General features: G+C 71.9%; 14 protein-coding genes and 2 tRNA genes. 2 read left to right on the forward strand and 14 right to left on the reverse strand.

Annotation, left to right across the window (positions count from 1 at the left end; translation table 11 throughout):
* Nucleotides 1–131: 131 nt before the first annotated feature.
* The 3 genes from ACQPXG_RS42325 to ACQPXG_RS42335 all read right to left on the reverse strand — a co-directional run bounded on the left by ACQPXG_RS42325 (nucleotide 132) and on the right by ACQPXG_RS42335 (nucleotide 2,483).
* Entirely contained in the window at nucleotides 132–881 is a 750-nt protein-coding gene (locus ACQPXG_RS42325; RefSeq protein ID WP_433464767.1) for a hypothetical protein, read from the reverse strand.
* Between the two features lie 3 nt (nucleotides 882–884).
* Nucleotides 885–1,394, reverse strand: a complete 510-nt coding sequence (locus ACQPXG_RS42330; protein WP_433464768.1) for a SigE family RNA polymerase sigma factor — start codon at nucleotides 1,392–1,394, stop codon at nucleotides 885–887.
* Nucleotides 1,395–1,490: 96 nt separating this feature from the next.
* Nucleotides 1,491–2,483 carry a hypothetical protein gene (locus tag ACQPXG_RS42335; protein ID WP_433464769.1) on the reverse strand — a complete coding sequence of 331 codons (993 nt, stop codon included), beginning with the start codon at nucleotides 2,481–2,483 and terminating at the stop codon, nucleotides 1,491–1,493.
* A 335-nt stretch (nucleotides 2,484–2,818) separates the two neighbouring features.
* Here ACQPXG_RS42335 and ACQPXG_RS42340 point away from each other — a divergent pair, with 335 nt between their 5' ends.
* Entirely contained in the window at nucleotides 2,819–3,820 is a 1,002-nt protein-coding gene (locus ACQPXG_RS42340; protein ID WP_433464770.1) for an adenosine deaminase, read from the forward strand.
* Here the strand turns inward: ACQPXG_RS42340 and ACQPXG_RS42345 are convergent.
* The 9 genes from ACQPXG_RS42345 to ACQPXG_RS42385 form a co-directional block, all read right to left on the reverse strand.
* Nucleotides 3,817–4,527 (reverse strand): GntR family transcriptional regulator, encoded by a 711-nt coding sequence (locus ACQPXG_RS42345; protein WP_433464771.1) that lies wholly within the window; start codon nucleotides 4,525–4,527, stop codon nucleotides 3,817–3,819. The two genes, ACQPXG_RS42340 and ACQPXG_RS42345, sit on opposite strands and share 4 nt — an antisense overlap.
* A 105-nt stretch (nucleotides 4,528–4,632) precedes the next feature.
* The gene (locus ACQPXG_RS42350; RefSeq protein WP_433464772.1) at nucleotides 4,633–5,214 is read right to left on the reverse strand and encodes a TMEM165/GDT1 family protein; all 582 of its coding nucleotides are present in this window, start codon (nucleotides 5,212–5,214) and stop codon (nucleotides 4,633–4,635) included.
* 240 nt (nucleotides 5,215–5,454) lie between these two features.
* A complete protein-coding gene (locus tag ACQPXG_RS42355; RefSeq protein ID WP_433464773.1) occupies nucleotides 5,455–6,522 on the reverse strand; it encodes a UDP-N-acetylmuramate dehydrogenase in 1,068 nt (355 codons plus the stop codon).
* Nucleotides 6,523–6,614: 92 nt separating this feature from the next.
* A complete protein-coding gene (locus ACQPXG_RS42360) occupies nucleotides 6,615–7,040 on the reverse strand; it encodes a MaoC/PaaZ C-terminal domain-containing protein (RefSeq protein WP_433464774.1) in 426 nt (141 codons plus the stop codon).
* Nucleotides 7,040–7,477, reverse strand: a complete 438-nt coding sequence (locus ACQPXG_RS42365) for a MaoC family dehydratase N-terminal domain-containing protein (RefSeq protein WP_433464775.1) — start codon at nucleotides 7,475–7,477, stop codon at nucleotides 7,040–7,042. Before ACQPXG_RS42365 ends, ACQPXG_RS42360 begins: the two co-directional genes overlap by 1 nt.
* A 196-nt stretch (nucleotides 7,478–7,673) precedes the next feature.
* Complete coding sequence (gene rpmG, locus ACQPXG_RS42370) at nucleotides 7,674–7,838, reverse strand: 50S ribosomal protein L33 (protein ID WP_026404241.1); 165 nt, start codon at nucleotides 7,836–7,838, stop codon at nucleotides 7,674–7,676.
* A gap of 120 nt (nucleotides 7,839–7,958) precedes the next feature.
* Nucleotides 7,959–8,032 (reverse strand) — tRNA-Met (locus ACQPXG_RS42375).
* Nucleotides 8,033–8,303: 271 nt separating this feature from the next.
* Nucleotides 8,304–8,376: transfer RNA gene (locus tag ACQPXG_RS42380), tRNA-Thr, on the reverse strand.
* Nucleotides 8,377–8,456: 80 nt separating this feature from the next.
* Nucleotides 8,457–9,584: an acyl-CoA dehydrogenase family protein gene (locus ACQPXG_RS42385; protein WP_433464776.1), complete on the reverse strand. Its 1,128-nt coding sequence runs from the start codon at nucleotides 9,582–9,584 to the stop codon at nucleotides 8,457–8,459.
* Between the two features lie 80 nt (nucleotides 9,585–9,664).
* On the opposite strand from ACQPXG_RS42385, the gene ACQPXG_RS42390 reads away from it, so the two are divergent.
* Nucleotides 9,665–10,696 carry a hypothetical protein gene (locus tag ACQPXG_RS42390; protein WP_433464777.1) on the forward strand — a complete coding sequence of 344 codons (1,032 nt, stop codon included), beginning with the start codon at nucleotides 9,665–9,667 and terminating at the stop codon, nucleotides 10,694–10,696.
* On the opposite strand, the gene ACQPXG_RS42395 is transcribed toward ACQPXG_RS42390, so the two are convergent.
* On the reverse strand, nucleotides 10,693–11,415 hold the full coding sequence (locus ACQPXG_RS42395; protein WP_433464778.1) for a protein phosphatase 2C domain-containing protein: 723 nt from the start codon (nucleotides 11,413–11,415) through the stop codon (nucleotides 10,693–10,695). The two genes, ACQPXG_RS42390 and ACQPXG_RS42395, sit on opposite strands and share 4 nt — an antisense overlap.
* 96 nt (nucleotides 11,416–11,511) lie before the next feature.
* Complete coding sequence (locus ACQPXG_RS42400) at nucleotides 11,512–12,039, reverse strand: TerD family protein (RefSeq protein WP_433464779.1); 528 nt, start codon at nucleotides 12,037–12,039, stop codon at nucleotides 11,512–11,514.
* Nucleotides 12,040–12,107: the final 68 nt, after the last annotated feature.

A 12,107-nucleotide genomic window follows, 5' to 3' on the forward strand; every position in this document is an offset into this window, starting at 1 on the left:
GCCCCGGGCGCACACAGCCCGGGGCCGGTTTCGGGTGGGGCGGGCCTCCGCCGGGCCCGTCCCGGAAGCCCGGCGGGACGTCCCGCGGACGGCCCCTCTCCGCCGCGAGACGTCCCGCCGGGGCGGGGTCCTCAGGGGCGCACGCCCTCGGCGATGGTCATGAGCCTGTCCTTGGCCGCCCCCGCGGCGGTGACGGTGACGCCGACGCCTGGCCGCACCATCCAGGAGATCTGGCGTGCCGGGCCGGGCCGGTCGGCGGTCAGCGCCGGCATCCCCCGGACGGTCGTGTGCCCGGGGACCCCCGGCGCCTTCACGAGGTCCTGGGGCCCGGTGAGCCCGCCGCTCTTCACCAGGGCGATCTCCACCCAGCCGCCGTCGCCGCGCCACACGCACGTGGTGGTCTCGCGCTCGGTGCCGCGGGAGACCTTGCACGGCCCCGTGGCGGCCAGGCCGTCCGGCAGGTAGGTGATCCAGGACGGCAGTCTGCCCACCGCGCCGCCCAGGCCGGGCTTGTGCGGTTCCCGGCCGTCGCCGGGCGGATTCGCCTGCGGCTTCGGTGAGGCGTCCGCTCCAGGCCTCCCCTTCGAGGACGGGGACGCGGGGAGGCCCGGAGCGGGGAGTCGCTCCGGCGACCGGAACGCCGAGACGCTGTTCGTGGGACGGGTCGTCTCGGAGTTCCCGGCCGGTGTGGCCCGGAGCGACTGATAGGTGGGCACGAGGGCGAGGGCCGCGACCGAGGCGGCCGCCACCCCCGCGGCCGCGTGGATGCGGGACTTGCGGCGGCGGTGCCGCCGTTTGACGTCGTTGACGAGCGACGGCGAAGCGGACGCCTCGGCCACCTGCTCGGCCATGGCCTTCCGCAGTTCACTCTCCAGATCCATCGCTCATCTCCCCAGTGGAGCCAGGTTCTTGTCGAGGCGTTCCCGGAGCCTGGCGAGCCCCCGGGACGCCTGGCTCTTGACCGTTCCGACCGAACAGCCGAGAGCCTGCGCCGTCTCCGCCTCGGAGAGGTCCTCCCAGAACCGCAGGACCAGCACGGCCCGTTGCCGGGGGCCGAGCTTGCGCAGTTCCTCCATGAGGGTTCCTCTCAACTCGACGGCGTGGTTCGGTGACGCGGCCGGTGTCTCCGGGAGCCTCGCCATCTGGATCTCCCGGAGCACCTTCCACCGCCGGGACCGGCTGATCACCAGATTGACCAGGATCTTGCGGACGTACGGCTCGGGATCGCTGCCCGTCTCCAGCCGCCCCCAGTGGCGGTACGCCTTCTCCAGCGCGGTCTGCAGAATGTCCTCGGCGTCCTGCCGGGCCCCGCACATCAGTGCCGCGGTGCGCAGCAGGGCATCGCCGCGTGCCGCCACGAACTCCACGAACGACTCGTCGTCTCGACGCCCCACAGTGCTCCATCCCGGCTAGAGCAGTTCCGGCATTTCCATCGTGCCGAGGGCGGGCGGCCTCCGCGCCTGGGCCGCCCGCCCGCGCTTTGCGTGCTGTTACCGGGCCTGGTGCAGCGCGGTGGCCACGTCCTTCAGCCCGTTCCCGGCGAGGACGGGGCTGCCGTTGACGAACAGCGAGTAGCCGTTCGGGTCGAACAGCAGCACGCCGTTACCACCGGGAGCCTGCCAGGTGGTGACACCCGCCACGGTGGCCGGGGTGCCGCCCTCGGGCAGCTTCAGCGCCTGCCGCAGCTGATTCTGCGTCATTCCGGGGCTGGTCTTCAGCGTTTCGACGGTGAGCACCTGGCCGGCCTTGCCGGTCCACTTCTGCGTGACGGCGCAGATCTGCTGCTTGCGCAGTTCCGCGGAGCCCGGGACGGCCGACACGTAGCGCAGGCCCTTCGACAGCATGACGGCCTTCTCGACCGGCCCGCCGACCTGCACGGCGGGCTGCAGCTTGCTGCAGTCGAGGTTGGGCACGGCGGGCACGCCGGGCTTGGCGGGGACGCGCGCGGACGGCTTGGTGGCCGGGGCGCCCGGCAGGTTGCCGGTGGACGGCGCGCAGGTGGGAATGTTCGCCGGGACGCCGGGCTTCGCCGGGACGCCGGGCTTGGCGGGCACACCGGGCACGGCGGGCACGCCGGGCTTGGCGGGGAGGTTCTTGCCGTCCGGGGCCTTGACGCCGGGCACCTGGGTGTTCGGCACGCCGGTCTTCGGGAGGTCCTTCGTCGCGCCCTCGGGCACCTGCCCCTTCGGCAGCTGGGTCTTCGGCAGGTCCTTGCCGACGGGGTGCTGCTTGAGGTGCTGCTCGACCTGCTTCTTCACTCCGGCGCCGGGGGCCTTCGGCAGGTCGGACTTCGCCGGGAGGCACGTCGGGGCGGCCTTGGGCGCGGCGTCCTGGAGCTGGCGGGTGGCGGCCGGGGCCTTGGAGCCCTGCGACTGGAGGCCGGCGTCGTGGTGGGAGCCGGTCATCGCCCACGTCGCGCCGCCGCCCACGGCCACGGTTCCGACGGCGGACGCTGCGATCAAGGCGGCCTTCAGCGTGATCATGGTGTAACCCTTCTGCCCGGTCTTGCATGCGGGGGGGAGTGCCTGTTTCTCTCTGGCGCCCCTCGTATACGCACGGTGCCCGGAGGGGGTTGCACGCGATTCCAAAGTTTTTTCCGAGATGCCCATGGGCGGGATGGCCGTGGCGTGTCATGCGAGGTAGTCCGGTGTGGTGATCCTGGCGGGGCGGGGGTTCGAGTCCGGCGCCGATCCGGCAACATTGGCTCATGGAGGCCCGTACCGTTTCAGCCCATCCGGCCCAGGACCGTGCCCTGCCGGACCGTTCCATCCCGGGCCGTCGTGAGCCCGTCCCGTCGCGTGGCCCGGCCCGTCCGGACGTGGCCCTGCTACCGAAGGCGCATCTGCATCTGCACTTCACCGGCTCGATGCGGCATTCCACGCTCGTGGAACTCGCCGCCCTGCACGGCGTCCATCTGCCGGACGCCCTCGTCGAGGACTGGCCGCCCAGGCTGCACGCGACCGACGAGCGCGGCTGGTTCCGGTTCCAGCGGCTTTACGACATCGCGCGCTCGGTGCTGCGGACGCCGGACGATCTGCGCCGGCTGCTGCGCGAGACGGCCGAGGACGAGGCCGCGGAGGGGTCCGGCTGGCTGGAGATCCAGGTCGACCCGAGCGGGTACGCGGCCATGTTCGGCGGGCTGACCCCGACCGTGGAGCTGGTGCTGGACGCGGCGCGGGCGGCCGCGGAGGCGAGCGGCGTCGGCATCGGCGTGGTGATCGCGGCGAACCGGACGCGGCATCCGCTGGACGCCAAGACCCTCGCGCGGCTCGCCGTCCGGTACGCGGGGAAGGGCGTCGTCGGGTTCGGGCTGTCCAACGACGAGCGGCGGGGCCGGGCGTACGACTTCGAGGGCGCGTTCCGGATCGCCAAGCGCGGCGGGCTGCTGTCGGACCCGCACGGCGGCGAGCTGCTCGGCCCGGCGAGCGTCCGGGAGTGCCTGGAGACGTTGGACGCCGACCGGATCGGACACGGTGTCCGCGCGGTCGAGGATCCACGGCTGGTGTCGCGGATCGTGGAGCGGGGCGTGACGCTGGAGGTCTGCCCGGCATCGAACGTGAGTCTCGGGGTGGCGGCGACGGCGTCGGAGGTTCCGGTGCGGCGGTTGTTCGAGGCGGGCGCGTCGATCGCGCTGGGCGCCGACGACCCGCTGCTGTTCGGTTCGCGGCTGGCGCGGCAGTACGAGCTCGTCCGCACCGAGCACGGGTTCTCCGACGTCGAGCTGGCGGAGCTGGCCCGGCAGTCGATCCGGGCCTCAGCCGCCCCCGACGACCTGCGGGGACGGCTGCTGGCCGGGGTCGACGCCTGGCTCGGCGGCTAGCCGTCGCGCGTGTCGGGACGCCACAGCCCCCGGCGTTCGAGGTGCGCGACCAGCAGTTCGCCGGCGCGGACGATGTGGCCGCGCATCTCCCGCGCCGCGGCCGGCGCGTCCCCGTCGCGGAGCGCCGCGAGGATCCGCGCGTGGTCGTGGACGGCGAGGCCCGGCCAGTCGGCGAGGCGCCCGTAGAGGCCGCGCGGGACGTAACGTGCCGCCGTCCCCAGCGACCAGGCGAGCTTCGGCGAGGCGGCGGTCAGGTTGATCTCCCGATGGAAGAGGTGGTTGCGGTCTTCCATCAGGTCGGGGCGGCGCGCGGCCCTGGCACGTTCCATCGCGTGCTGGAGGACGTCCAGTTCGCGCAGGACGGCTGGGCCGATCCGGGGCGCGGCGCGTGCCGTCAGCTCGGCGGCGATGCCGGCCTGCACCCAGAACAGGTCCTGGACGTCCCGTTTCGACAGTGGCGCGACGACGAACCCGCGTCTCGGTTCGAGCATGACGAACCCCTCGCTGCGCAGCGACTTCAGCGCCTCCCGGACGGGCGTGACGCTGATGCCGAATTCCACGGCGAGCCGTTCGAGCCGCAGGCGGTCGCCGGGCCGGACCCGGCCGTCCATGATCAGTTCGCGGATGCGGGCGGCGGCCTCGTCGCTCAGCTGGAGACGTGTGCCGAGCACCTGCCGGGGCGGGGGAAGGGAGGCGGGTAGGGCCACGGTCGTACTCCCGTCCGGACCCTGCCGCGGCCGAGCCCCGCGGTCGTCGAGGGCCCTGCGGTCATGGTTCCCGCCCCGGGCCCGTTTCAAGGCTCGGACCGCGGGTCAGGCCGTGAGGCCCTCGACGAGGAGGATGGCGCCGAAGGCGGCGAAACCGGCCGCGGCGCCGTACTTGATGACCCGCTCGGGGAGTTTGCGGCCGAGCGCCTGGCCGACGACGATCGCGAGCGCGTCCGCGGCGACCATGCCGACCGTCGAGCCGAGCCACACGCCGGTGAGCCCGAGGAGGCCGCCGTGGTCGGCGGCGAGGGTGACGGTGGCGAGCATCGTCTTGTCGCCCAGTTCGGCCAGGAAGAACGCCCCGCCGACGGCGAGGATCGCCGAGCCGGTGGCGCGCCGGGCCTTGTCGCGTTCGTCGGCGTCCAGTTCGTCGCCGCGGAGCGTCCACAGCGCGAAGCCGAGGAAGGCGATGCCGGTGATGATCGAGATCGGGCCGGTCGGGAGCGCGGCGCCGAGCGTCGCGCCGAGGGCGACGCTCGCCAGATGGACGATCGCGGTCGCGGCCGTGATGCCGATCAGCACCGGGAGGGCGCGGAAGCGGGTGGCGAAGGTCATGGCCATGAGCTGGCTCTTGTCGCCCAGTTCGGCGACGAAGATCACGGCCAGGCTGATGAGGAAGGCGGACACCGGTTCCCTCTCGCTCGGATGCCGGGCGAAGGGCCGGGGGCTTCTTGTGCACGCGACCTCGGCCCGGCATGACTGCCAGGCCGAAGGTCTCGTCCGCCGCGGTCGGTGACCGGGCCCGCGCGACCGGGCGCCGTCGGCGGCGCCAGTATGTCGATCACGCGATTGGGACTACTCCCCCTCGACGCCACAACACTATCAACCGCTGCTCAGCGGGCCGTTGTCCGAAGCGTCACACCGGGCTCAGAGGGTCACCCCGACGAGGACCGGCTCGTTGACCAGTTCCACGCCGAACGCGTCCCGGACGCCGCCGCGCACCTCGCGGGCCAGCGCGAGCAGGTCGGCGGTGCTCCCGCCGCCCGGGTTGGTGAGGGCGAGGGTGTGCTTGGTGGAGATGCGGGCCGGGCCCCGGGCGTGGCCCTTGGTGAAACCGGCACGGTCGATGAGCCAGGCGGCGGACGTCTTGACCCGGTCGCCGATCTCCGGGTAGCGGGGGAACGCCGTGTCCGGGCCGAGGCGTTCGGCGACGCGGCGTTCGAGGTCGGCGACCTGGGCGGCTTCGAGGACCGGGTTGGTGAAGAACGATCCCGCGCTGCGGGTGTCGGGGTCGGCGGCGTCCAGGACCATGCCCTTGCCGCGCCGCAGTTCGAGGACGGCGTCGCGCGCCTCTTTCAGCGTGACCCGGTCGCCCGGCAGGACGCCGAGTTTCCGCGCGAGTTCGGCGTAGGCCACCGGCTGCGACTCCTCGGCCTCGTGGAGCGCGTAGGTCACGTCCAGGACGACGTACCGGTCACTGCCCTTGAAGACGCTGTGCCGATAGGTGAAGCGGCAGGCGTCGCGGTCGAGTGTGACGCAGGCGCGGGCCTGCCGGTCGTAGGCGCGGACCTCGACGACCGTCTCGCTGACGTCCTGCCCGTAGGCGCCGACGTTCTGGATCGGGGTCGCGCCGACGCGTCCGGGGATGCCGGAGAGGCATTCGACGCCGGCGAGCCCGTCGGTGACGCAGCGGGCGACGAACGGATCCCACTCCTCGCCGGCCTGGACGCGGACGAGGACGCGGTCGCCTTCGGCGGCGACGCGTTCGGTGCCGCGAGTGCCGACGTGGACGACGGTGCCGGGGAATCCGTCGTCGGACACCACGAGGTTGCTGCCGCCGCCGAGCACGAGGACGGGTTCGCCGTCGTCGTCGGCCTTGCGGACAGCGGCGACGAGCTCGGACTCGGTCGTCGCCTCGACGAAGCGGCGGGCGGGCCCGCCGAGCCGCAGCGTGGTGTATCCGGCCAGGTTCACGTCTTCGGCGAACACCGCCACGTCGTCTTCCCCTCCCGTGCGTGCCCCTCGCCGGCGTGCAGGTCCGGTGCCCGGCCGGGGGCGGCCCCGGCCGGTGCGCCGTTCCGCTCCGCTCAGGCGAGCCTGACGACCGCCTTCGCGCGCGTGAGGACCTTCTGTCCTTCGGACCTGGCGGTGAGCGCCACGACGACCTTGCCGTCGTCGAGCTTCTCCTCCACCTTGCCGCTGATCTCCAGCGTCGCACCGCCCTCGTCGGGGACGACGACCGGAGAGGAGAACCGTACCCCGTAGTCCACCACGGCGCCCGGGTCGCCGGCCCAGTCGGTGACGAACCGGCCGCCCTGCGCCATCGTGTACATGCCGTGCGCGATCACGTCCGGGAGGCCGACGGCCTTGGCGACGGACTCGCGCCAGTGGATCGGGTTGAAGTCGCCGGACGCGCCCGCGTACATGACGAGGTTCGCGCGGTCGATCGCGTACGTCTGCGCGGGGATCTCGGTGCCGACCTCGACGTCGGCGTACTTCACCTTGGCGGTCATCAGGCCCCCCGCTCCACGATCGTGTTGTAGGACTTGCAGACCAGCTCGCCCTCGGTCGTCCTGACGTCGGTCTCGACCGACATCTTCTCGTTGTCGCCGATCGACTTGATCTCGGTGATCGTCGCGGTGCAGGTGACGACGTCGCCGGCGTGCAGGGGGCGGGTGTACTCGAACCGCTGCTCGCCGTGGACGACCATCGCGTAGTTCAGCCCGAGCTCGGGGTCGGCGAGGGCGGCGTTGCCGAGGGAGACGACGATCGGGAAGGTGGGCGGCGCGATGACGTCGGGGTGCCCGGCCGCCTTGGCCGCCTCCTGGTCGCGGTAGACCGGGTTGCGGTCGCCGATCGCGTCCGCGAACTCGCGGATCTTCCCCCGGGTGACCTCGTACGGGTCGCTGGGCGGGAAGCTCCGCCCGATGAAATCACGGTTGAGTGCCATGCAGTCCGTCCCTCCAGGCCGAACGGGGCCCCGGTGCCCGCACGGTGCCCGGGTGCCCGCCCGGGCACGCTGGTTCGTCTCTCCGGACGGACGGTAACAGAACGACGTTCAGCCCGCCCTCGCGGGTCTCATCGACGAGGACGGGCTGATCAGGTCGGGGCAAGCGTGCGAAGAAGTCGCCGTGCTGCGGACTCCGCTATCGGGTTTCCCGGTGCGGACGGTGCGTCCTGCAGTTGGGGCAGTACTTCTTGATCTCAAGGCGGTCCGGGTCGTTGCGCCGGTTCTTCCGCGTGATGTAGTTGCGGTGCTTGCACTCCTGGCAGGCCAGCGTGATCTTCGGCCGGACGTCGGTGGCAGCCACGATGGAGTGCCTTTCTTGGTAAGGGACATGGATCTTCGGATCTCGGCCGCCCCGGTGGACGGCCGGCGATTCGACCCAGGCCTGCTCACCCCCGGGACCGGGGATGAGAGACATGGGTAGTAGCGAGGGCCGGACTTGAACCGGCGACACAGCGATTATGAGCCGCTTGCTCTGCCTGACTGAGCTACCCCGCCGTGGTGGTCGGTGTGGACCGGATTGCAAGGATACCGGATGCTCACCGAGCCCTGGAAACGCGAAAACCCGGGTGAGGTTCGGGGAATCGGTCTCGCGGGCTCCGCGGGACCGTCTCCCAGGTTACCGGGTGCACCGATGAGCTGCGAAACGTCCTGCTGGAACCGGTGGGACGGTACCACAGGCCCCGGTACGGAGCGAATCGGGGCGGTCGGCACCGGAAACGACGAAGGCCGCCGTCCGAGAGTGCCGGATGGCGGCCAGAATGCCGTGAGCCCCTTTACGGAATCGAACCGTAGACCTTCTCCTTACCATGGAGACGCTCTGCCGACTGAGCTAAAGGGGCCTGCGTCGTTCGCGCAGTGAAACCATACACGGCCCGGGCGGGTGTTGCGAACCGGATTCCCTCGCCGGTGTCCGCGCTGGTCAGCGCAGCAGGTTGCGGGCGATGACGAGCTGCTGGATCTGGCTCGTCCCCTCGTAGATGCGGAAGAGCCGGACGTCGCGGTAGAAGCGTTCGACGGCGACGCCGCGCATGTAGCCCATGCCGCCGTAGACCTGGACGGCGCGGTCGGCGACGCGTCCGACCATCTCGGAGCAGAAGTACTTGGCGCAGGACGGGCCTTGCTTGGTGTCCTCACCGGCGTCGTAGGCGCGGGCGGCTTCCAGGACCATCGAGCGTCCGGCGTACACCTCCGTCTGCGAGTCGGCGATGAGCCCTTGGACGAGCTGGTACTCGCCGATCGTCTTACCGCCCTGGCTGCGTTCTTTCGCGTAGGCGACGGTCTCGTCCAGGATCCTCTGGGCGAGGCCCACGCAGACGGCGGCGATGCTGAGGCGTCCATGGGCGAGCGACGCCATGGCGGTGCGGAACCCCGTTCCCTCCGTCCCGACCATGGCGTCCGCGGGGACGCGCACACCATCGAAGAAGACCTCGGCCGTGTGGGCGCCGCGCTGCCCCATCTTCTGGTCGGACGGGCCGACCTTGAGGCCGTCCGTGCCCTTCTCGACGAGGAACGTGGAGATGCCGCGGGAGCCGGCGCCGCCCGTCCTGGCGAAGACCATGAAGACGTCGGCCTCGGGGGCGTTGGTGATGAACCGCTTGGCGCCGTCGATGACATAGTCGTCGCCGTCGCGGGCCGCGGTCGTGGACAGCGTGCTGGGGTCGGAGCCGGCCTCGGCCTCGGTGAGCGCGAACGCCCCGATGACCTCGCCGGACGCGAGCCTCGGCAGCCATGCGTCCTTCTGCGCGTCCGTCCCGGAGTTCACCAGGACCTGCCCGGCGATGCCGTTGCTGGTGCCGAACATGGAGCGGAACGCGGGGCTGGCGTAGCCGAGCTCGAAGACGAGGCGGACCTCCTCCCCCAGCGACAGGCCGAGCCCGCCGTACTGCTCGGGCAGCGCGTACCCGAAGAGCCCCATGTCCCGGGACGTTCGGCGCAGCGGCTCCGGGATCGCGTCGGTCTCCTCGATCTCCTCCTCACGGGGGACGACCTGCTCGCGGACGAAGCTGCGGACGGCCTTGAGCACGTCGGCGAAATCCTGGGGCTCCATGGCGCCCATTCTAGAACCAAATTCCAGAATGATGGGGCGGATTCCCTTCCGTCCCGGCCGTTGTGCCAGGGTGATCGACCATGGCGCTTCAGCAACTCGTCGACCAGATCGTCCGGGCCGCGGTGGTCGAGGACCAGTCCTTCAGCGACCTCCTGCCCCAGCTCATGCAGGCGTCCCAGGCGGCCTCCCCCGCCGAGATGGACGCCGCACTGCCCCGCCTCGCCGAGGGCGTCGCCGAGGCGCCGCCGAACCTCGGCGGCTGGCTCGCCATCGTCACCGGCGCCTGGATCGAGAACGGCGCCGACCCCGCCCCCGTCGGCGCGGCCGTCGTCGACCGCATCACCGACGTCACCGCCGCGGCCCTGGCGTTCGGCAACGCGTGGGAGGCCGCGACCGGCGGCAAGCCGCCGCCCGACATGCAGGAGGAGCAGCCGTCCCAGCAGGTCTTCGACACCGTCGAGCCCCACCTGGGGGACGGCACCGTGACCGCGATGATGTCGTGGTTCGCGCTGCCGCAGTTCGCGATGGCCGGGTGCACCGTCCTGCAGATGGCGCCGTCGGTGCGGGCGGGCCTCTCCGAGCGCGACTTCCTCGCCTTCACCGCCGGGAAGGCCGGCGAGCACCTCGGGCAGATGAACCACTACCAGGCGCTGCTGCGCGTCCTGGACGGCGAGCGCCTCCTCGTCCTCGACCGCGCGAGCCGCAAGGGCTGGACGGTCACGATCGGCGGGATCGGCGACAACTTCCAGCTGCACGTCCTGCTCGCGGGCGCGCTCATCGGGCGTCCCGGCGGGCTGACCGGCGACCGTCCCGCCCCGGAGATCATCGCCTGCTTCCTGAACGCCGACGTCCCGGACGGGCGGCCGATCATCTCCAGCCCGTGGAACCTCGTGGACACTCACGGCGAGATGATCTGGAACGAGGGCGTCCCCGCCGACATCCCGGTGGTGAACGGCACCCGCGTCGTCGTGCTCGACCCGCCGTCCTACGAGCGGACGTTCCCGGCCGGGCGGCGCTTCCCGATGATGCCCGCCATGATGCGCGTCGAGGGAATGCACCTGCCCGAGGACCTCGGCGATTGGTGGCCGCACATCACGGCTCCGACGCGCTAGAAGCGCACGAAGACCGCGGTGGCGTCGTCGTACTGCTTCCCTCTCGCCTTGGTCGCCGACGCCTCCGCGGCTCTGGTCCTCCTGACGAGTTCCCGCGGGCCCTCCTCGTCCAGGAGGCGGAGCAGGTCGTCCCAGTCCATGCGCCCGAACCGCTCCACGAGCCTGGACGCGCCGTCGCTCAGCACCGCCGCCCGGCGCAGCCCCGCGACCGGCACCTCACCGGTCAGCCCCTCGTACGCGGCCTCCGGTTTCGTGCTGGCCACCCAGAACCCGCCGGGGCTGTTCCGCGACGCCCGGACGCCCTCCAGGGTGTAGCTCGGCAGATGATCGACCCTGTCGTCCCGGAAGACCCTGACCTCGCCGACGTCCACCACGATCGGGGAGTCGGCGAGGACGAACCACTCCACGACCTCGTCGCGGCGCCGCAGCAGTGACACGGTCGCGGACGGGCTGTCCGGATTCCGCAGATCGCACGTCCCGGTGTGCGCCTCCCCGGTGACCTTGATCGCCTCGGCGACCAGATCGGGCAGCGGTTTGCCGTCCTCCAGCGCCAGCAGCGCCGCGATCCGCCCGCCGAGCCTGCGCACCAGCCACGCCGGATCGTGCCGGCACCCGCTGTCCACCCCTTGCGGCGCCGTCGCGCCGTCCAGCAGCACGACCCACCCGGGCCCGGCCGCCACGAAGTCCTCGTTCGGCCGCCCCGGCGTCGCCTCGCTCACATAACTCACCTGCACGGATGCAGGTCTACCCCGTCGGTCGCCCCGCGCGGGACCGCTAGACCAAAACCCGCACCCGCCGTCCCGGAGTAAATCCGCCTATCCCTCGACATCAACGCCGAATCCGCGCGCCAGCCCGGCCAGTCCGAAGTCGTAGCCCTGGCCGACGACGCGCAGCCGCCATCGCGGGCCGCGGCGGTAGACCTCGGCGACCAGCATCGTCCGCTCCGTGGTCCCGTTGTCGAGGGTCGCCTGCGCGTGCGCCGGTTCTCCGTCGCCGGGTCCGGCGGAAAGCCGGACGGGCCCGAGGTCGCCGAACGTCACGGTCCCGTCGATCGCCGCCGCGATCGTCACCGTGCGGACGGCCTCGGGAAGCGCGGTCAGGTCGATGACGATCGCCTGCTCGGTGGGGCCCCGCGCCGCCAGGCGCACCGTCCCGTCGGGCGTCTCGGCCGCGCCGTAGAAGACGAAGTCCTCGTCGCGGGAGACGCGGCCGTTCTCACACAGGGCGAACGCCACCACGTCCACTTCGCAGAGCGCGTGCCGGTTCCAGCAGGCGGCGACCGTCCATCTCTCGGCTGCGGGCAGGTCGATGGCCGCACCCCTGGGCAGCACCGTCGGCGACATGCGTTTTGTCCTACCACGCCGAGGTTTCGATCTGCCTGCCGGGCGGACGGCCGAGTCCCGCCATCGCC

Origin of the sequence: Spirillospora sp. CA-128828 (assembly GCF_050945415.1) — a bacterium.
In the GTDB taxonomy this organism is placed as follows: Bacteria; Actinomycetota; Actinomycetes; order Streptosporangiales; family Streptosporangiaceae; genus Spirillospora.